The sequence below is a fragment of the Paenibacillus sp. FSL R5-0341 genome (genome assembly GCF_037975235.1).
Taxonomy (GTDB): Bacteria; Bacillota; Bacilli; order Paenibacillales; family Paenibacillaceae; genus Paenibacillus; species Paenibacillus amylolyticus_A.
This window is the reverse complement of record NZ_CP150241.1, coordinates 5175916-5197246: the sequence shown is the minus strand read 5'-3', so window position 1 is coordinate 5197246 and position 21331 is coordinate 5175916. Positions and strand designations below refer to the sequence as shown.

Sequence of the window (21331 nt, the reverse complement as noted above, 5' to 3'; positions counted from 1 at the left end):
CAGAGAATCTCTCTGAGCTGCCTTTTTGCGATCCTTTATTGAAAAATACGCAAGGCAGTCATCATTTCACGAAATGAAAGGGCATATCGGTCTGGTGAGAAAGACAAGCTCATATGCTGTCTGCCCTGAATGCGGATATATTCACGCAGTTTCTTGTTGTTCATGAGGTCCTTTGCTTCGGAGACAGCTGCCTTGATATTGCCTATCGGATAGAACTTCCCAGTTTTATTATGTGTGATAAATGAACGCACACCGTCGGAGTCTGTACTGAGTACCGGGCAGCCACAAGAGATGGCTTCAGCGACAGCATAACCGAATCCTTCCAACAGGGAAGTGGATAACATGATGCCTCCTGAAGCGGCGATCATGGAATAGAAGGCAGGCATCTGAGAATGGGGAACATTGATAAAGATACCAATCTTATCTTCGAGTCCGTATTCTGCCAGCATGTGCCGGAACATGACTTCATCTTCAGGGTTAGCCAAGGTGGGATCGTGGAACAACCATAGTCTGGCTTTCGGATTTTTTTTGATGATTTCACTGGATATGGTTAAATATTCACGCCAGTTTTTGTTGTGTTCGAGTCGTCCTACCCAAGCCAGCACGGGATAGGGTGGGGTATCCACCAAGATGGGAGCAAAGGTGTCCGTATCCAGCATATTGGGAATAACAAACCGATGCAGCCAAGGGCAGATATGAATGAACATATCCAGTAGATGGTCTGTGGGCGGCAAAACGGCTGCATCGCAATGGGCTTGCAGGTATGGTACTGCCATCTGTATCGTTTCCAGAGCCTGATCGCGTGTGCCGAGTCCCTGCGCTTCAAAAATGATTCGTCCTGTATAACCAAGTCCTCGCAAGCGGCCGGGCATAGCAATGTCTGAGGTGGCAATGATAGCATCATAATGGTGGGTATGAATTAAATGATGGATATCCTCGTCACTGGACGCGGTGAAAATGGGCGTATCACTGTTGTTCTGCAATCCCGAGCCTGTGTTCAGATACAGCAGGTGCGCTTCAATGCCATGACGTTTCAGAACCGCGGTGCGCAGTCGATTTAACGTATCCACGCCACCGCTTGGAACATAAAACGTGAATAATACTTTCACACGATTCACCCTCTGACTTTTGGTCAGGAGCACATTCTCCTGTACTCTATGTTACGTTGGCTTTAAGCGCAGGGTGTGGGTGTTACTGTGAATGTTCACATTTTGGACAATTATTTTTAAGCTTTCTTTTAAGTGACATTAAGCTGAGGCTAGGATAGCTCACGTAAGATACAAGGAACTTCCCGTGCCCATCATCTATTGCAAACGATGGTGCACGGGTATTTTAACGGGAAAGGATGAATGATGTGCTCGAAGTGAAACAGGTCAGCAAAGTGTACGAAGGGCAGCGTGGCGTGCATCAACTGGATTTCACCATGGAACGTGGTGAGATTGTCGGGTTTCTCGGGCCCAATGGTGCCGGAAAAACAACAACGATGCGTATGATTACGGGCTATCTGCATCCAACCGCGGGTTCCATTATGGTGGATGGAGTGTCGGTGCATGAGCAGGGTCAGCGTGTTCGTTCCAAGATTGGGTATCTGCCTGAAACACCGCCGCTCTATCCGGATATGACAGTACAGTCCTATCTCAGATTCGTAGCGAATCTGCGGGATGTCCCGGCACGTGAGGTCAAGCTGCGGGTCAGTGAGATGGTTAGCAGATTGGGACTTCAGGGTCGGGAAAAACAATTGGTACGCGGTTTATCCAAAGGCTACAAGCAACGTCTCGGATTGGCGGGAGCCATTATTCACAAGCCGGATCTGCTGGTCCTGGATGAGCCAACATCGGGGCTTGATCCGAATCAGATTATCGAGATCCGGGATCTGATCCGAGAGTTGGGCGAGAACCATACGGTGCTGCTCAGTACACATATTTTGCCTGAAGTGAGCACGCTCTGTAATCGAATGTTGATCATTAATCAGGGGCAACTTGTGCTGGATGGTTCACCTCAGCATTTCGGATCAGCGATAGGGGATCAGTTCAAGGTGTCGATTGAAGTAAAAGCCACTGCGGAGCAAATACATAATGTGCTGTCACCATGGGAGAAGGTGCGGAGTGAAGTCATTCAGACGTCCGATGCGAATGACGTCAAAGACACTTCACTGACTTCAGCTTCAACGGATACGGTTAAAATGCTGCTCACCGGAGAAAGTGCGGAAGATTTTCGGGAAGAGCTGTTCTACCTTTTGTCCGGTGCAGGATTACCGATACTGGAGATGAAGAAGGAGAACCTGAGTCTGGAGCAAATCTTCCTGAAGCTGACGACAACGGAGACAACCGACACAGACACGAATTTGGCAGATGTGGATAAGGTTGCTGGGGCAGAGACGGATCAGGACGTAACTTCGGACATCGACTCGTCGAGTGTATTGGGAACATCAGCGAGTGCATCAGCGGATTCCTCGCCCCATTCTCGTAAAGGGGAGGACTCCAAATGAGACGAATGATGGCGGTATGCAACAAAGAGCTGCAAGCTTATTTTCTGTCACCAACGTCCTATTTTGCTTTTGCTGTATATGTACTGATGACCAGTCTGTTGTTCTATTCAAGCTTTGTATATTACCAGCCGAGCATTGTCGATTATCGTCTCGTGTTGGGAGACACGTTGTCCATGCTGCTGTTTGTTGTACCATTGCTGACGATGCGTTTGATCGCTGAAGAATTCAGACAGGGAACGGATGAATTGTTGCTTACCTCTCCGGCACGTGTGTCGGAAATTATATTCGGCAAATATCTCGCTTCTCTCGCCATTCTGGTCGTACTCATCCTGTGCAGTCTGGTGTATCCATTCATCATGTCGTTCTATGGGACACTGGATATGACTACGGTATGGATGTCTGCGCTGGGGTTATTCTTCCTGGGTGGAAGCATGATGGCGATTGGACTGTTCGCTTCAACGTTATCCCAGCATCAGATGGTGTCTGCGGTGGCTGGTTTTATTATTTTGCTCGTTTTGTGGATGCTTGATTCATTCGCAGGCAATACGGGATCTGCTTTGCAACAGTGGCTGGACCCGTTTGCCCTGACTAACCGGTTCGACAGCTTCATGAAAGGTGTGCTTAGTGGGCCGGATATCTTGTACTATGTCACACTTTCAGGTGTATTTCTGCTGTTAAGCATTCAAATTGTGGAACGGAAGCGGTGGAGGTGAGAAGATGAAAAAATGGTTAAGTCATACCAACAGTACCGTGCTGTCTGTAGCGGTGATTGGCATCTTTATTTTGCTAACACTGTTCCTGAATTCACTTGGCGGCTTCCAGCTGGATCTGACCTCGAATAAACAATACACGTTATCTGACCAGTCCCTTACTGCGATCAAAAACGTGAAGGACGACGTCAACATTCTGGTGTTAACCGTCGAAAATGCCAACAACACGGTCCTGAACCGTGAGGTCACGGATATGGTGGAGGAGTATACCAAACGCAACAGCAAGCTAAAGCTAAAACAGTATAATCTGACGCAGGAACCTGCGTTGGCATCCAAATACGGCATAACAGGCAGCTCCATCGTACTGGAGCAGGGAGATCAACACAAAGTGATTGATATTGCGAGTCTGTTCACCGCGACAGGTGACGGCAGTGACGGATCATATCAGTTCACAGGTGAGGAAAAGCTGACGCAGGCGCTCATGAATATGTCATCCACGGAAATGCACAAAATGGTCTTTTTGACCGGACATGAAGAGTTGAGTCTTGATCAGATGACCACACTTCAATCCTCCTTGGAACAAAATAATGTGCAAACGGAAGAGTTGCAGCTGAATCAAGCCGGGAAGGTTCCGGAGGATGCAGATGTGCTCGCTATTATTGGTCCACAACGTGATCTCAGTGATACGGAAATGAAAGCCATTCGTACCTATTTGAGTAATGGAGGCAAGCTGTTATTATCCCTCGGATTTGTGGAAGATATGAAATCGAGTTGGAAAAACATCGATGCCCTGATGGCTGACTATGGCGTCGTAGATGAGCATGCGGTCATGGTGGATAATCAGCAAGCCAGTACGATGGGGCCGCTCTGGGTCGTGCCGGAGTATGGTACGCATGCAATTACGGACAAACTTGCTGCAAGCCAATTGTATCCGATGTTGTCGCTGTCGATTGCGCTGACCAGCAAAGAACAGGATAAATATACCCTTTCCCCGTTAATTCATTCTTCGGATGACAGTTATGGGGAGACGAATATCGGCGGTTTATTGCAAAATGAAACGACCAATGATGCCGAAGAGGACATTCAGGGTCCAGTGGAATTGGGGTATGCAGCCGATACAACGGATGGTAAACCGAAGGCAGTTATTCTGGGCTCGTCCATTTTCATGCAGGATTCGGAAATTGCGAATGGCGGCAATCGGGATTTTATTTTGAATACAGTGAACTATTTGAGTGAAAAAGAAGATGGATTGACGATTCGTCCACGGGTTCAAGCCGGTTATGAGATGGCATACCTGAACGGTGAACAGGCTAGAACGATCTTCTTTGTGGCGATTGTGGCGTTCCCGCTCATCTTTGTTATACTCGGTGTACTCTTATGGTGGAGGCGCAGACGGGTATGAGAAAATGGATCCCAACGATTCTGGTGGTTATCGTACTGATTGTGGGCTGGGTGTACGCGGCCAGTCAAAATTATTTTCGGGAAGAAGAAGCGGTACAAGCCAAGTTACTTGGTATTCAGTCTGGGGATATTCAATCCATCACGATACATGACACAACGGAGGAGACATCTGGTGCAGCAGCATCTTCGACTTTGACACTTGAGAATGGCATCTGGCAGATGATTGAACCGAAAGCCTATCCTCTCAACGGTTACAGTGTAAGCAGCTGGCTGGATGCTCTGAGTGGTGCGAATCAGGAACTGGTGGTGGAAGAAGCACCGACGGATCTGGATAAGTACGGGTTAGGAACAGGTGCTACTCGATTGGAGATCAAACTCAAAGATAATCGGGAGGTTAAACTGGCTATTGGTGGCCAGCTTCCAGCAGATGATGCACGTTATGTGCGTGTAGATGAGGGTCCCGTAGTTGCCGTACAGACAGAGGCGATTACCAACATGGCCTTGTCACGTCGTGATCTGTTGGACACCACCCCTTTCAACATGGATGAGACGAATGTGGGGTCACTGGAGTGGGAAGGTGAAGCAGCCACTTGGATGTTGAAATCAACATTGGAGAACGGTGCGGCAGAGCAGACCTGGACATTGAATGGAAAAACAATTGAAGCCACAGATGCCGTTTCGCTCATTGGCAAAATCAAAAACCTGTCGACAGCAGATGATGTGCGCAAAGCGTCCGAGCTGAAGGATACGGTCCCCCGATTCAGCCTGTCTGTTGAACAGACGGTAAATGGGCAACAAGTTCGTGATGTGTATCGGGGACTTACCGTACCATCCGAACCAGATCAGATCTGGGTCATTACGCCGGATGGTCAGTGGGCCTATGCCATGGATGCGACGAGTCTGACGGAAGCCGAGAAATTCCCGGATACGATTAAAGCATCAACAACTTCTTCAGAAGAGTCATCGAGTTCAGCAGATGAGTCGACGACTTCCGCATCAGATGGAAAATGAGTGAGTTGAAAGTAGATAAGTGAATATAACTAACTTGAATTGAATTCAAGTTACATGGAGACAGTGCTGCGAACAAGCAGCACTGTTTTTTTTATTATATAGGTGAAGCCCTCACTGTCCAGAGATCAAAACCCAAGACCAATTAGCAAAGACCACAACCAAAAGATCATAACTACAGGGTAAGGTACCATATCCTTTCAGCATACCGGTACGTACAGAAGCGCATCCTATCTTTGTGACCAAAACCAACATACATTGGAGGATGAGTACATGCCAGCAGTCAAAAAGGCAACAGCTATTACGTTATCATTGTCTACTGCAATCTTTGTAATGGCCGGTTTGACAGGTTGTGGCACGAATCGGGATACCAATAATCTTCATACGCAAAGTGTTCGTGAGCAAGCTAACGGCATTAACCGTTATGGTGTGGAAACGAATGGCATGGATGGTATCCGTGCGAAAAGTTATCGCATGCATAATGTGACTGACCTGAAATCCAGCGAAGAGCTGGCAAAACGCATCACGGAGATGAAGGAAGTCAAATCCGCTCGTGTCATGTTAACGGATCGCAATGCTTATGTCGCGGTTCGTTTGGCAGATGGTCATTCAGGCAAGCTGGATAGCAAATCCAATGGTCGTACGAGTATGCTTGGTGGAACGATGCGCAATCATGCCAGTGATACCATGCGTGGTGGAAACATGAATCACGATATGGGTGGTATGCGTGTGAATGGCGGTACGGGTACCATGTCTCCGTACAGCACCAGCGGAATTGCGCCAGGTCTGAATACAAATTCAGCAACGGATCGCAGTCATATGGGCAATGATCGTGGCATCTATGGCACGATGGGCACAGGCGCGGTTGGCATGATGCGTGGTCTGACAAACAGCGGCAAAGCACGTGGGACGGACGATGGTCATTATGGTATGAAAAGTGAAGGACAACGTGTAGATAGCTCGGACGATAACACATCAGCTGAGATTAAGGGTAAAATTTCAGCCAAAATCAAGCAGTTTGCACCGAATATCGAGAATGTATATGTATCAGCTAATCCGGATTTTGTGGAGCATGTTGAGAACTATGCCACAGATATTCGTAATGGTAAGCCTGTCAGCGGCATGATCGATACGTTCCAATCGATGGTAGAGCGCATTTTCCCGACCAACGGCACGGATACCAATCACCGTGATGGTATCCTTGACGATGGCCTGATGAACCGTAATCACAACGGTGGTGTCATGAACCGAATGAATCGGTAGTTTTTTTGACAAGTACAAGTGTGCCTTTGCGCAGATGGCAACATCCGCTGCAGGGGCATGTTTGTTTTACATAATCTCAAAGATATAGACAACTGCACACGTTCTCTTGGGACAATGAATCACAGGTTTACTGCCCATTTTTCTTCTAAAACTGAACCAACGCCCTTGACCTGACATAAGATGAGTTGACTGTATCCCCTTAACCTTGTTACACCAACACAACCCGAGCAAGGAGGGGTGAACATTGAAGGGTATCGATCATAAAAGCAAATTTTTGTTGACCCACCGTGAACGCGAAGTATTCGAATTACTGGTTCAAGACAAAACAACGCGTGACATCGCAGGGCAGTTATTCATCAGCGAGAAAACGGTGCGTAACCATATTTCGAATGTGATGCAGAAACTCAATGTTAAGGGTCGTTCGCAGGCAGTTGTCGAGCTGATTAAGCTTGGAGAACTGAAGATTTAGTTGCGAATTACAGTTAGGATTAAGTAGCAGCATGAAAGCCTTTCTCTATTCTTTGTCATGAAGAATGGGGCAAGGCTTTTTTGCTGCTATTGACCATGAAATGAGGGAGTTAACAATAAATTGAGGGAAGATCCGAAACGTAGCATCGCATCGCTTGTTTTCATTATTTTAGTAGACCATAATGATAATTACCTTATCTTAATAATGAAAGGATGAGCTGAGTGGACCGTTTTTTAAATGAATTTGAAGACCAATTTCGAGCGGGGTTTCTACCCGATCTGGAACAAACGCTGGCTAAGGTGCAGCATGAAAAAGTATATGCTTGTGCTTTTGGAACGGACAGTGACTGGGTTACCCTGTTTTTGGCGGTAAATACAGAGAAATCCCTTGCTGGGCATATTTTGAGTATGAAAGAGCAAGGGCTATGTGATAGTGAGGAGGATGAGATCTATTACAGATGGGGCTGCTCCGAATATCAATATGGCGACGAGACGCATTTTAACCATATCAGCCGATTGTTGTACGCAACAGAAGATGTCCAGAAGTATAAGGATGAGATCATTCGAATCATCGCCAAAGTTGTGAATGAGACAGCAAATGACGTTTTCGCCCGATATGGACAAACCAAAGCTGACATTACGTTTTTCGTTTCTCTCACAGATGATGATCTGGCGGAGGAGATTGAAAATCAATCAGTTCATCACATGACTGTACCCGGCTTAGCCAGCAAATTCTTAAAACGATATGATGGCATGAATTAGACCGAGTTGACTTGAGTTGAAACTTTCTTCGAATGGAAATGAATCGAAATGAATTGAATCGTAGTAGCAACCCGAAAGTCTTTCCTATTCTTTATCCAAAGAAGGGAAGAGGCTTTTTTTTAGCGTGTAAAAATGAAATAACCGAATCCATACACTTATTGATTCCTATTCAGTTGTATGAACATCCTCCATCTTTTCTTCGAAAATGGCTGATAAAAGAGCTGCTCCAATTCCTCAAATTGTGCTTCAGTTAGATGAAGATGCAGTGCTCTTTTTGCTATTTTGGCGGCAGGCATGGAATAAGATCTCCGACCTCCGGCTTTTCGTTTGATCGGAATATGAAATTGCAGCAGGTCTTCGAGCTGATTCCAGCCTTCCCAACTCAGCCTACCTCCTCGTTTCCAATCGATAGCATAGAGGGCATAATATGCGTGTCCTTCTGTTTGTTTAGTAGCAATAATCCAGATGGAAGGAATGAGCTTTTTCCGTTGTCTTCGATTCATTAGAATTGCGCCCCTCTCGATTTTCAATATAAAGGATATCCACTATGTGGAGCAAGGAGGCGAGCGTCTACCCACAAGTTCAGCATGAATGAGAAAGTCATGTTAAATTCCTCTTGATTTGCAGGATCGTCTTGATTAAAATGAAGTTATAAAAATAATTTTCTTATTTTACTAAAAATATATAAAAATAATTTTCATAAAGTGAGGTCCTCATGGCAGCCATATTACGTGCGTTGCAGCAAGAACTGAATAACCTTCCGTCTCAGGAGCGACGTATTGCCGAAGTCATTATGCAATCTCCATCGGACATTCCCGGCTGGACGATTAGTCATCTGGCAGAGCAGAGTGGAACGAGTGCGGCGACGGTGACCCGCTTTTGCAAGTCGTTTCATTTCAAAGGTTTTCCCGATTTCAAAATGAAGCTCGCCGCAGAGTTATCACACGCTTCGGATGATACGGCATATCAGGATATCGTCGCTGGCAACCCGCTCTCCAAAATTGTTGAAGCTATCGAAGCCAACCACCTTGCATCTATTGCAGATACCACTCGTTTACTGGACTTGGGCAGATTGGAGCATGCCGTTCAATTATTGTGCCAGGCTCGCCGCATCGATCTGTACGGTGTGGCAACCTCGTCGATTGTGACGCAGGATTTCTATCAAAAACTGGTGCGGATCGGCAAAAGCTGTACGGCGTTTTCAGACTCACACATGCAGATTACGTCCGCATCTTCGCTCGCTGAGGGAGATGTAGCGATGGCCGTATCCTATTCAGGCGAAACACCAGAGACCATCGATGCCCTGCATTGTGCCAAAGAGGCCGGAGCTTCTACGATTTCATTGACCTCCTACGGAAGTAACACACTCGCAACGGTATCGGATATCCCACTGTTCGCCTCTTCTTTGGAAGAAGGCATGCGGCGTGGAGATATGGCTTCACGTATTGCACTGCTGCATGTGGTCGATATTTTGTTCACAGGCATGGTCAGTGCCGACTTCGACCGTTTTATCCCTAGACTGGAACAATCCTATCATAATGTGCAATCTTATCGAGTCCAACACAACGGAGGTGCCTGACAGATGAATATCCGCATTTTTGAAAATGAAGAAGATTTGAACGCCACAGGTGCTGGCCTCATTGCCAGCTTGTTGCAGACCAAACCACGGGCTGTATTGGGGCTCGCGACAGGAAGTTCTCCTGTGGGCATATATAAACAGCTTATTACGTTGTACCAGAAGGGGCTGGTTAGCTTCTCACAGGCTTCTTCTTTTAATCTGGATGAGTACGTCGGACTGCCAACAGAGCATCGTGAAAGCTACCGCAGTTTTATGAATGAACAATTATTCCATCATATTGATATGGATCTTGCCAGAACTCATGTGCCTGATGGTCAGGCTGCCGATTTGGAACAGGAATGTAACTCCTATGAACAGCGGCTGGACGATCGTGGACCGGTAGATCTTCAACTGCTCGGCATCGGACATAATGGTCATATTGGCTTCAATGAACCGGGAACTGAACTTACAGGACGAACGCATGTCGTGGATCTGAAAGACGAGACGCGTAAGGCAAATGCACGTTTCTTCGACAGCATCGATGAGGTTCCGGCTCAGGCGATTACGATGGGTGTCGGTACCATTTTAAAAGCCAAACAGATTCTGCTCATTGCCCGTGGAGAGGAAAAAGCCGAGATTATCCGGGAAGCCTTCATGGGGCCAATCACAACGGCCTGTCCAGCATCGCTTTTGCAATGTCATCCGAATGTGGTGGTATTGCTGGACCGTGCAGCTGGGAGGCTGGTGAGATGACCGAGGAGAATAGCCGTGTTAGTGGGAGCCAGCGTAATGAAAATATTTCGCTTCTTCGGGGCAAGCTGCTCCTTGCAGATGAAATATTGGAAGACGGTGTAATAGCCTGGAGGGATGGGAAAATCCTCTATGCCGGGATACCGGAAGGTCTTCCTGAACGGATTCGGAGCGAGGCTTTGCTGCTGTCAGTACCGGAACGTGGTCTCATTGTGCCTGGATTCATTGATATCCATGTGCATGGTGGGAACGGAGAAGACTTTATGGATGCAAGCCCTGAGGTGTTGGACAAGATCACTTCTTTCCATAGTACGCAGGGTACAACAGCGATGCTTGCGACTTCCATGACCGCTCCAAAAGAGCGCCTGGACAGCGTACTTGCTGAAGTTGACCGCTATCGTTCGAGTGAAATGCCATATGCACAGCTTGAGGGTGTGCACCTGGAAGGTCCGTTTTTTAGTCCGAAATGGCCTGGCGCGCAAAATCCAGAACACATCATTCTGCCTGATGTATCTTGGCTCGAAGCATGGGAGAAGCAATATCCTGGCCTGATCCGGCAAGTTACATTGGCACCGGAACGTGAAGGCGCGCTGGAAGTCATCTCATGGCTGCGTGAACAACGGATTACAGCAGCACTCGGCCACACAGATGCGACCTATGAAGAGGTGGAGCGAGCAGTAGAAGCCGGACTGCATCATGCGGTACATACATTTAATGCCATGACACCATTGCATCACCGTCTACCTGGGGCTGCGGGAGCCGTGCTGAGTGATTCACGCATCAGCGCCGAGGTGATTGCCGACGGCATTCACGTGCATCCTGCGGCGATCTCGATTCTGGCTCAGCTGAAGCAACATAATGATCAACTCGTTTTGATCACAGATGCCATGTCTGCTGCGGGATTGGATGATGGGGAATACAAGATTGGTGACCTGCCCGTAATCGTGAAGCATGGCGAGGCCAGACTGAAGGACGGCGACGCATTGGCGGGAAGCACACTGACGATGATTCGTGGTTTCCGTTACCTGGTACAGGAAGTGGGCCTGAGCCTGAACGCTGCATCACGTGCAGCAAGTCTGACCCCGGCACGCCTGCTGGGCATTGATCACCGGACAGGTTCCTTATCCCAAGGAAAACAGGCAGATATCGTTTTGCTGAATGCGGAGCTGGATATTGAGGGTGTGTGGGTAAAGGGCAGACGGATCGGTGAGTCATATTAGATTTAGAAAATTAGTATCGTGCTAATAACTCTCATTTGTGATGCATCGGTTTTCGGAGTTAAAACTTGGCTTCTATCTGTGGAGAGGCAACACCTTGCGCAATATGTTAAAATAGATCTCAAAAAGACGGGATCTGCGGATCACGCATAACGGAGGCGTGAAACATGGAACGTAACGCTATGCTCGAACATGATCCGTTCATCACAGTGTTGGCGGAGAAGTTGCACATACACGGATATTATGCCTTTTATGGCGAGCATTACAATGAGACCGATATGGAGCAGTACCGCAAGCATCTGTTCACATCATTCAGCAACATCGTATGGGTAGAGCTGGATGCACGCAAAAAGTATATGATTGTGGATCATCGTGGACGCAACACGGTCATGAAATTGATTGAAGGTATGCTGAACACACGTAGAACGCTGCGGGCGAATCAGGCAATGGCAGGTACGGACACCTCTGGAGTTCAGCAGGAGATCGCACATTTATCCAAGCTAGTGCACATGCTGAAATTTACGACTTTCCGCACATAAGCGATGAGTAACAACGCAAAAATGAAAAGTAACACCAAGAACAATAAGAACAACCACCAGAGTATACATGAGTAACTAGGAAGAGTTATAAGTGAAGTTTCAAGAAAGAATGGACTAGGATATTGAGAATAACATATCACTACGATTCCATTCTCATAAGTAGTCTTCTCCGTAGGCCGCATAGCGCTAACGAACCTGTGAAGCCTTATTTCAATGATTTTGCAGTCATAGAAAATGTAACGAATCTCAGACACGCTATTTAATGCAATTTAGCGATATTCTGCTGCCCAAACATGCTTACAGCACAAATAAGGCGTCTACGATTCGTTAGATTTTCAAACTTGCAAAATTTCGAGCAATAAGGCTTGTGAGGTTCTTTAGACGATCGTTGGCAATCTCGATGAAGGTTATGTGTGCAAATTAATACTTAACGAAAGAGAGAGTCTTGTCATCGCTGACAGAACTCTCTTTATTTGCTTTATACTACAACGACTATTCATTCAACAACACACATTCTCTACATAAAGCAATTATCTAAATGAAGTCACAAAACTACTGAACAGCGTCCGAATATCATACTGATACTTGTTGATCGGCTCAATTGGACGGTTCTCTCCAAGCAGGGTATAGACAGCGATCCGTGCTGCCCGGACCGAATATTCTTCCGTGAATACCACGTCATCGGGAATCTCGCAGAATTGGCTGATGAAGGCCAGGTTGGTGGAGCCTTCAGGCACAACCTTTGGTCTGTCGCTGTTCAATCTAGGCATGAATTGCGCTGTAATGTAAGGCATCATGCAAGGAATGCAGTTGGCGGTAGCCATGATAGCCTCTTGATGTTCCTGGAAATGAAGATGGCCAATCAACTCCTGCATAATCTCTTCCCCGGTACAGTCGCACATTCTTTTCTTCACGTAGTCGCCCACGTTATCCGGGTATAATCCGTATCCCCAGAATACTTTTACATGCTCCGGCTGACCGCGGAAGTGCGGTTGAAAGGCCAGAACAACAGACATGAACCAGCTGGAATCCTTGAAAGTAACCAGAGCCCCGGTGCCTGCCCGGTTGCGTGTGAATTTCTCCATCAGATCGAAGAAGACCGAATCCTGGAAGGTGACCGTAAACGATTCCCATTTGGACTCATGCACATGATCATTAAAAGAAGAAGGGTTGCCTAGCATCGGTTTTTTGGCAGCAATGTTCTCCCACAGTTTCCATGAGCTGCCCTTACCGTTCAGTTTCGGTGCGGAGGTCATCGAGCCAATATCGGCCCCTTCGGTCATCGAACCGTTTGTGACAATGACCAGATCGCCTTCGTTGATGTCGATAATCTCCTCGGCACCGTTGCGTCGAACATGCATCCCACTCACCGTAATGCCGTCGCCGTCTTTGAAGTCCAGATCCGTAACCGTGCATTTCAGCGTGAAATCTACGCCAAACGGTTCTAGGTAGTTATGCAGTGGCAGGATGATCGAGTCATACTGGTTGAACGGTGTGCGGGTAACACCTTCCAACGTCTGAATTCTTGGGAATTCGTGAAAAAAGCGGAGCATATATCTTTTGAATTCCACGGCGCTATGCCAAGGTTGGAAAGCGAAAGTGGTCGCCCACATATACCAGAAGTTCGTTTGGAAAAAATGAGGGCCAAACCAGTCGTTGATTCGCAATTTACCCAGCGTGTCTTCAGGCGTAATAATCAGCTTGCCCATCGCCAACCGGTCCGCCATATCAAAACCCATGGAGAGCACATCTTCGACCTGGCCGTCACGGTTGATGAGCCGCGCATTGGAATGTGTGGGATTGGCATCGTCAAATTCGGTGATTTCCTGTCGGACAGATATGCCCGGACGGTCGATAGAAGGGATGGAAGCCAGCAACTCCCACAGATTCTCATAGGCCTCGTCATTGAGCATCCGCCCGCCACGGATAATATATCCTTGATCGGGATTACCAGCTCCGTCATTGCTGCCGCCGAGAATCGGCATTTCTTCGATAATATGAATATGTTCTCCAGGAAAGCCACAATCTCTGACCAGATAAGCCGCACCCGCCAAAGATGCAATGCCGCCGCCTACAAAATAGACCTGTTTATTACCATGTTCTTTCTTCACGATCATTCGCCTCCAAAAGGTACTGTAATCACATTCTTAATGTAAACCTTGCAGGTTCCGTAAGGTATGATCAAAAGAACGGGAGTGTCCAATTTTTGGTCACTTTTGGAAAAGTGTCTAAAACCTAGGGTTAGGCCACATGTAAAAAAGCCGCGCATCCTTAAGTGGATGGCAGCTTATTCTCATACCTGTGCAGTGCCCTCAGGACATTACCTTCGATTAGCTCACTCAGCTTCTTAATAATTTGTTTTGGCGGTTCTTGCATGTCGCCCCTCATCCACTGAATGATCAGCCCAGTAAAGGCCAAGGTATAGAAGTTGGCGACAAACTCTTTGTCTTCACCGCGGACCTTAATCCCACAGGCCAGCTCATCAATAACACCCATAATCAAATCATGGGTTACTTCATAGAGGTATACATCCAGATGGGTACGCCCGAGCGAGTCGAGTGTGTTGCAACAGAACGTTTTGTTGTTCTCGATGTAGCAAAAGATTTTATAAAATCCGTCCGTCCATGTGCTGTAGCTTCGGTACTCCGTAAGACTTTCCACCGCTTCAGTCTGATAGATCCACCCAAGCAGCGCGTAAATATCCTGAAAATGATAATAAAAGGTTTGCCGGTTCACGCCACAATGATCCACCAAATGTTTAACCGTAATCTTGTTCAGTGGAGTATGCTCCATAAGTGATTTAAGCGAGTGAGCCAGCGCATTTTTGGTCAGGTGAGAAGCAGACACAACAGTCACCTCATCATTTTGGATTAGCTTGCTGGGGCGCAACAGCAGGTGAACACTCATGGCAAAAGCCCCGCAGCGAAGTTTTAAGCACAAGCAAGTCAAAACGAAGGAATCCCAAAAGATCCTCCCATCCATAAATCCCCCTGTAGTTAGCAACATCTTCGTTACCCGATCCACATCATACTCCATAAGGGTGCATCATAAATATTAAATATCAATCGCTTCAAACAAATCTATAAAGGCCACCGCTTGTGTTATCACTGTCAAAACCCTTAAAAGTTAGCCGTCGTCTAAAACCAGTCACAATAGAGCAACCATGGTAAAAGCCTGAAACTTATGAAGGAGACGTACTTAATCTAAAAAAACGGCTGATAAGGTCGCGTATATTATCTCTATGACACTAAACCATTAAAACCGAGACCCCGTCTATAAAATCAGTCATAGGAAGAACGATAACGAAGTTATCGAGAAAAAACGAAAAAAACGAAAAAAACGAAAAAGTGTTCAGTAGCTCATCGTTAAGGTAATCTATCACACTAACCCATCCAAGTTAGACCCATTCCTTCGAAGCAGCCATGATAAAGCAAGCTGTACGTAATGATCGATACAAAATAAATTTAAAGAAACGGCCTATAAGTCATCATGATGTTATCTCTAATACGCTAACCTATTTAAAAGTAAGTCTCCATCGTCTCCATTCATAAAAAGCAGCCACGAAAAAACCACAATTTCACCAAAGAAACAAAGAACCAAAGAAATAAAATAAATAACAAAAAAACGACCCGAAGGCCGTCCTTTTGTTCTCCTAATTACACTAACCATTCAATAGTTAGGTCAATCCTAAAATCAGTCTGCGAGAAGCTGCAACGTAGTGAAGGGGACGAAATCGATTCTGAAGAAGCGGAGCGTTCGCCTTTATCACCGGATTTCACCTTTGAAAAAGGGAATCAAGGAAATCCGGGGATAACAGCGATCGAAAGAACGATTCGGCCCCGGAACGTCCACTCAGCACGCTCTCAGCATGAACTGGTTTTAAACACGATGATTACAAACTCTTCAAGAACTGCACAATCGTCAACAACCCTTTATCAAAGTTCTCCAGGTTGAAGTGCTCGTTCGGAGCATGCAGATTCTCATCCGGCAAGCCGAATCCCATCATGACAGCAGGGATTTCGAGTACACGTGAGAGCTTCTCAACAATCGGAATGGAGCCACCATCTTTGGTAAAGAGGGCACGAACGCCATACACGTGCTCATACGCATCTGCCGCTTTTTGCAGAATGGGATTGGAAGGATCGGTATTGAAAGCAAAAGCTTTCTCGATCTGTTTCACATGCAGCGTTGCACCCGGTTGAACGTGAGCATGCAGATGTGCTTCGATACGATCCAAGACATGCTGTGGATCTTGATCCGCAACAAGGCGGCATGTAATTTTGGCGTGAGCTTCCTTCGGAATAACCGTTTTGCTACCTTCGCCCTGGAAACCACCCCATACGCCGTTCAGTTCCAATGTTGGACGAGCGCCTACACGTTCCACGAACGAGTAACCTTCTTCGCCGTACAATTGCTCCAGTCCGAGGTCCTGACGAAGCTGTTCTTCATTGAAGCCTTGTTTCACAAATTCTTCTCTCATCTCAGGAGACAGTGGCAGAACGCCGTCGTAGAAACCGTCTACACTCACACGACCTTGCTCATCATGCAGCGAAGCGAGCAGGGACACGAGTGCATGCAGTGCGTTAGGTACACCGCCACCGAATGAACCGGAGTGCAAGTCGGTATTGGCTGTGTTCAGATCTACGTGAAGCGAGCAAAGGCCGCGCAGGCCAGTGGAGATCGCCGGTTTACCTTTTTCAAGCAGAGATGTATCCGAGATCAATACCATGTCTGCACGCAGCTTGTCCGTATTGTCATTCAGATAGATGGGCAAGTTCGGGCTGGAGATTTCCTCTTCGCCTTCGATGCAGAACTTGATGTTAACCGGAAGTTCTTTGTTTTCGGCGAGAATGGCTTCTACTGCCTTGATATGTAGGAAAATCTGTCCTTTATCATCTGTTGCACCACGGGCAAACAGCTTGCCATCACGAACAGTAGGTTCGAAAGGAGGTGTCTCCCACAGATTAAGCGGATCAACAGGTTGAACATCATAGTGTCCATAGATCAGAGCTGTCGGTTTGCCCGGTGCATGCAGGTGATCTGCATAGACAATCGGATGTCCCGCTGTTTGAATGACCTCTACGTTTTCCATACCTGCACGTGTGAGTGCATCTGCTGCCCATTGTGCTGCACGATTAACATCCTCTTTATGCTCGGAAATGGCGGAAATACTCGGAATGGACAACCATTCATTCAGTTCTGCCAGGTGTTTTTCTCTATTTTGTTCAAAATAAGTCTGTTCTTTCATTAAAAAGGCCTCCTTCATGTTTGCTTTATCTCATTGTAATCCATTTTGTCATGTTAATAAAACATTGGTTAAAAAAATGATCGGTTACAGATCGTTTCATTCACCTGTAGATTGTGCGTATAATACAAGAAAAGGATTTCATCCATATATTCTCATATGTATTTTTCATTCATTCAACAAGGGGAGTTGAGGAAGTTTCCATGACAGTCAGACCCGATGCAAGCAGGCAGGTGAGCAACGATGGAACCGACTAGGAGCGATCGAATATTTGGCAGATTCAAGCGGTTATCCGATTTGAAGGCAGGAAGACATAAAGGACGATTTTATCGAAACAGCCTCATGTTGATTTTACTCATTGCCAGCATTCCCGGGCTAATCACAGGTATCGTCATGTATCAACAGGTGGTTGGACGGATGGAGACCGAATTCAATCGGATGCATCAGAACCAGATCGAGAACCGGGCACGTAATGTGGATGATCAGCTGGCTTATCTGGAGATGAACTTATCCCATTGGGCATTTGAGCCGAGGTTTGGCAATGCTTTGCGGACGCTGGATTTTGTATATTATTTCAATGAAACGCAGGAGATTGTCACTACATTATATGTATTGCAAGGTTCCCACCCGCTGATCAAGTCAGCACAGCTGTATTTGCAGGAGCCGAAGCCGATCTTGTTTAATCGGGATTATACCGAATTGAAAGATGAAGCCAAGATACAGGCATATGATCGATACCTCTCCATGGGCAACCACGTGTACTGGACAGACTGGGTTTCCAGCATCAACAGAGATACAGCACCTTCGACCAACGACAGTCTACTGCATACGGATGCAGGCAATGCACTGGTTCTTGTACATAAGATTCCGGGGGAGAGTATTAATCCATTTGGGGCACTGATTATTACGTTGGATAACGAGAAAGTCGCCAGTTTGTTGAAAACGCTTACTCCATACGATGAAGGCTTAACGTTCCTTATGGATCAGGAAGGAAACACACTGGTTACCGGTAATCCGGGAACCGCGGGAGAGACTTCTGCTTTTGAGCAGCAGCTAAAAGATGAAGTGGCCCTGCATGCGGACACCCGCTCATTCCTGTTCCGATATGAGGATCAGACCTATTCCGTCTCGTACGGCTCATTGAGTCGAATTGATTCGGACTGGACCTATGTTTCCGCTGCGCCTTTGACATCAGTTACTTCGCCAGTCAAGCTGGTATCCAAAATCATCGTCATTGCCAGTATAGGCAGTCTCATCCTGGGATTAGTGTTATCCTGGTTTGCTTCACGCCGTATCTATTCGCCTGTAGCCCGGATGCTGCATCTCCTTACACCTGGCCGAAACGAAACAACACCAACCGATGCCAAGCTGGACGAGTTTGAGCTGCTGGAGCAACAGTGGAACGAACTGACCTCCCGCAGTGTCACGGCACATCGCCAGTTACAGGAGCAGCTTCCTCATCTGCGTGACAGCTTTGTTTTACAACTTGTGCAGGGGCATCTATACGCCTATAACGAGCAGGATCTTCGGAAGCGGATGCGTCATCTCGGCTTTGAACTGGAGGGCCAGCAGTTTTTGCTGGTGCAGATGTATTTTACAGGATATGAGCAGCTGCAAGGCAGATTCGGAAGCCAGGACACGGGACTGGTTACTTTTGCAGCAGTGAATATCACTCAGGAAGTCGCCAAAAATGTTTTCAGGCAGATCAGTGTTATGAACTTTCACGACCTGTCTTCAGCCATGCTTGTGATTGCTCCTCAGGATGAACCTGTGAAGTCACAAGCCTTGTTATGGGGGCAGGAGCTTGTGGAGGTCATCGGAAGAACACTCAAACTGAAGGTGACTTTGATGATCAGCCGCCCAGCAGCTTCACTTCAGGAACTGCCCGGACGATTCGTCGAAATGGAACAGGCCGTGGCTTATCGAAGTGTGGAGGAAGGAAGTCAGATTCTCGATCTGGAGGATGAGGCGTGTTTCCGCAGTAATGAAGCAGCTTCCTATCCGCTCGGGTTGGAACGTGAGTTGCTACAGGCGGTCAGACTGGGCAAACAAGCCGAAGCGGAACGTGTGCTGGAGCAATTCATGAGTGAGATTACGCGGGCAGGAAGTACCGAATTACAAGTTCAGCAGATGATGCTGCAATTGCTCGGCAGTATTCAGCACATGATGCTGCAAACAGGGGTCACACCTTATAAGCTGTTTGGTGGTAGCAATATGTATGAGCGATTATCCGGAATTCGTGAACCTGTACAGATGAAGCAATGGATGATGAATGAGGTGTTCTTACCTTATATACAAGAGGTTGAGGTACGATCGCAGGAACCGCTGAAGCTGGTGGTGGAACGAACGATGTTGTATATCGATACGCATTACCGCAACGACATTTCGCTGGAAAACTGTGCTGACGAGGAGCAGATGACACCCTATGCACTGAGCAAGGTATTCAAACAGGTATCGGGCATCAATTTTATTGATTATTTGACACGTGTGAGAATGGATGCGGCGAAGCAATTGTTACGGGAGACAACGATGAAAATTAATGATGTTGCGACGGCTGTGGGATATCAGCACAGTTATTTTAATCGGATCTTCAAGAAACAGGAGGGAGTTACCCCGAGTCAATATCGCGATCAATGGTTTGCACAATAACCGTTCATACGTCTGTCATTTCTGACCGGCATCCGGCTTTAGCGGATGCCGGTTGTTTCTTTTTCTACCCTGATACAAAGAAAGATAAACCCGCAAAAATGTGCAATTCTACCTACTACGTTATGTTCAATTTCTTGTGAGAATGGCGTTATAGCGGGCTTTTCGGCCAATGTGCCGGAGCAATGCAAAAAATGAAGGTTGCCGGAAACCAGGCGTCTGTATAGTCTGAGTATCAGGTTAATTGATAACGCTTACATTGCTAAGGAAGGGGAGACATGATGAACGGGAAGACGGACTGGAATACCAACGGCACTGCAACCACCCAAGCGGATAGGGCCACAAGGCCCATGAGACGAGAGTCAAATTGGAAAAGGCAGATCAAACGAAACAAATGGTTATATGTGCTTGTGCTTCCCGGCTTTTTGTACTTTGTCATCTTTAAATACTTGCCCATGTGGGGGATCGTCATTGCCTTTCAGGACTACCAGCCTTTCCTGGGCATCCGGGAGAGCAGCTGGGTTGGGCTAGAGAACTTTACGAACTTCTTCTCCAACCCGGACTTCTTTCGACTATTACGCAATACGCTGGTCCTGGCCCTGTATGATCTCATCTTCTTTTTCCCGGCACCGATCATTATCGCCTTGTTATTAAATGAAATTCGGGTCGCTTTCTTCAAAAGAACGATTCAAACACTGGTCTATGTCCCCCATTTTGTATCCATGGTGATTATCGCCAGTATCACGTATGTGTTCCTGACCCCGCAAGGCGGGGTGTTATACGACCTGATCGCTTGGATTACAGGCAAGCCTATTGATGTACTCTCCAGTCCGGGTTCGTTCCGTCCGCTCATTATTGTTCAGATGATGTGGAAGGAGATGGGATGGGGAACAATCATTTTCCTTGCAGCCCTCGCAGGTGTAGATACGGAACAATATGAAGCCTCCATTGTGGATGGCGCAGGACGGTTACGGCGGATGTGGCATATCACGCTTCCCGCGATTCGTACGACGATTGTCATTTTGCTCATTCTCAGACTGGGGAACTTCCTCGATACCGGATTTGAGCAGATCTATCTGATGACCAACTCTCTCAACCGGGATGTCGCTGACGTATTTGATACGTATGTGTACACGGTGGGGATTACGCAAGGTGCATTCAGTTACAGTACCGCTGTTGGACTATTCAAGTCTGTAGTGGGGATCATTCTGGTGCTTGGCAGTAATAAACTTGCGAAAAAATTCGGTCACCCCGGAATTTATTAAGGAGGAGCGCC

General features: G+C 47.0%; 18 protein-coding genes. 13 read left to right on the top strand and 5 right to left on the bottom strand.

Translation table 11 applies throughout. The features are described from left to right. Nucleotides 1-35: 35 nt before the first annotated feature. Nucleotides 36-1109, bottom strand: a complete 1074-nt coding sequence (locus tag MKX75_RS23295; protein WP_254847941.1) for a glycosyltransferase family 4 protein — start codon at nt 1107-1109, stop codon at nt 36-38. 236 nt (nt 1110-1345) lie between these two features. On the opposite strand from MKX75_RS23295, the gene MKX75_RS23290 reads away from it, so the two are divergent. From MKX75_RS23290 to MKX75_RS23260, 7 genes are all read left to right on the top strand, one after another. Further along, on the top strand, nt 1346-2488 hold the full coding sequence (locus MKX75_RS23290; protein WP_339167016.1) for an ATP-binding cassette domain-containing protein: 1143 nt from the start codon (nt 1346-1348) through the stop codon (nt 2486-2488). Further along, nucleotides 2485-3201, top strand: a complete 717-nt coding sequence (locus tag MKX75_RS23285) for an ABC transporter permease subunit (protein ID WP_062837857.1) — start codon at nt 2485-2487, stop codon at nt 3199-3201. Before MKX75_RS23290 ends, MKX75_RS23285 begins: the two co-directional genes overlap by 4 nt. Nucleotides 3202-3205: 4 nt before the next feature. After that, nucleotides 3206-4600: a GldG family protein gene (locus MKX75_RS23280; RefSeq protein WP_145151479.1), complete on the top strand. Its 1395-nt coding sequence runs from the start codon at nt 3206-3208 to the stop codon at nt 4598-4600. Then, nucleotides 4597-5610 carry a DUF4340 domain-containing protein gene (locus tag MKX75_RS23275; protein ID WP_339167014.1) on the top strand — a complete coding sequence of 338 codons (1014 nt, stop codon included), beginning with the start codon at nt 4597-4599 and terminating at the stop codon, nt 5608-5610. The genes MKX75_RS23280 and MKX75_RS23275 overlap by 4 nt, the downstream gene beginning before the upstream one ends. A 270-nt stretch (nt 5611-5880) precedes the next feature. Beyond that, entirely contained in the window at nt 5881-6870 is a 990-nt protein-coding gene (locus tag MKX75_RS23270) for a YhcN/YlaJ family sporulation lipoprotein (protein ID WP_339167012.1), read from the top strand. Nucleotides 6871-7114: 244 nt separating this feature from the next. Beyond that, a complete protein-coding gene (locus tag MKX75_RS23265) occupies nt 7115-7339 on the top strand; it encodes a helix-turn-helix transcriptional regulator (RefSeq protein ID WP_017692532.1) in 225 nt (74 codons plus the stop codon). A 221-nt stretch (nt 7340-7560) separates the two neighbouring features. Continuing rightward, the gene (locus MKX75_RS23260; RefSeq protein WP_339167010.1) at nt 7561-8100 is read left to right on the top strand and encodes a DUF4303 domain-containing protein; all 540 of its coding nucleotides are present in this window, start codon (nt 7561-7563) and stop codon (nt 8098-8100) included. Between the two features lie 155 nt (nt 8101-8255). Here MKX75_RS23260 and MKX75_RS23255 read toward each other — a convergent pair whose 3' ends face one another. Beyond that, nucleotides 8256-8603 (bottom strand): hypothetical protein, encoded by a 348-nt coding sequence (locus MKX75_RS23255; protein WP_339167008.1) that lies wholly within the window; start codon nt 8601-8603, stop codon nt 8256-8258. Between the two features lie 212 nt (nt 8604-8815). Between MKX75_RS23255 and MKX75_RS23250 the strand changes: the two genes are divergently transcribed. The 4 genes from MKX75_RS23250 (at nt 8816) to MKX75_RS23235 (ending at nt 12164) form a co-directional block, all read left to right on the top strand. Continuing rightward, the gene (locus MKX75_RS23250; RefSeq protein ID WP_339167006.1) at nt 8816-9679 is read left to right on the top strand and encodes a MurR/RpiR family transcriptional regulator; all 864 of its coding nucleotides are present in this window, start codon (nt 8816-8818) and stop codon (nt 9677-9679) included. A 3-nt stretch (nt 9680-9682) separates the two neighbouring features. Continuing rightward, a complete protein-coding gene (nagB, locus tag MKX75_RS23245) occupies nt 9683-10411 on the top strand; it encodes a glucosamine-6-phosphate deaminase (RefSeq protein ID WP_026081489.1) in 729 nt (242 codons plus the stop codon). Next, nucleotides 10408-11628 carry an N-acetylglucosamine-6-phosphate deacetylase gene (gene nagA / locus MKX75_RS23240; protein ID WP_339167003.1) on the top strand — a complete coding sequence of 407 codons (1221 nt, stop codon included), beginning with the start codon at nt 10408-10410 and terminating at the stop codon, nt 11626-11628. The genes nagB and nagA overlap by 4 nt, the downstream gene beginning before the upstream one ends. 164 nt (nt 11629-11792) lie before the next feature. Further along, nucleotides 11793-12164, top strand: coding sequence for a hypothetical protein (locus MKX75_RS23235; protein WP_076333741.1), 372 nt, complete (start codon nt 11793-11795; stop codon nt 12162-12164). A 530-nt stretch (nt 12165-12694) separates the two neighbouring features. Here the strand turns inward: MKX75_RS23235 and MKX75_RS23230 are convergent. The 3 genes from MKX75_RS23230 to MKX75_RS23220 form a co-directional block, all read right to left on the bottom strand. Then, nucleotides 12695-14281: an oleate hydratase gene (locus tag MKX75_RS23230; protein WP_339167002.1), complete on the bottom strand. Its 1587-nt coding sequence runs from the start codon at nt 14279-14281 to the stop codon at nt 12695-12697. Nucleotides 14282-14435: 154 nt separating this feature from the next. After that, complete coding sequence (locus MKX75_RS23225) at nt 14436-15071, bottom strand: TetR/AcrR family transcriptional regulator C-terminal domain-containing protein (protein WP_339167001.1); 636 nt, start codon at nt 15069-15071, stop codon at nt 14436-14438. A gap of 985 nt (nt 15072-16056) precedes the next feature. Next, nucleotides 16057-17412, bottom strand: a complete 1356-nt coding sequence (locus MKX75_RS23220; RefSeq protein WP_339167000.1) for a dipeptidase — start codon at nt 17410-17412, stop codon at nt 16057-16059. A gap of 240 nt (nt 17413-17652) precedes the next feature. Here MKX75_RS23220 and MKX75_RS23215 point away from each other — a divergent pair, with 240 nt between their 5' ends. Together MKX75_RS23215 and MKX75_RS23210 are read left to right on the top strand one after the other, a co-directional pair. After that, nucleotides 17653-20058 carry an AraC family transcriptional regulator gene (locus MKX75_RS23215; protein ID WP_339166999.1) on the top strand — a complete coding sequence of 802 codons (2406 nt, stop codon included), beginning with the start codon at nt 17653-17655 and terminating at the stop codon, nt 20056-20058. Nucleotides 20059-20405: 347 nt separating this feature from the next. Beyond that, nucleotides 20406-21320 carry a sugar ABC transporter permease gene (locus MKX75_RS23210; RefSeq protein WP_062838045.1) on the top strand — a complete coding sequence of 305 codons (915 nt, stop codon included), beginning with the start codon at nt 20406-20408 and terminating at the stop codon, nt 21318-21320. The last annotated feature ends 11 nt before the right edge of the window (nt 21321-21331 follow it).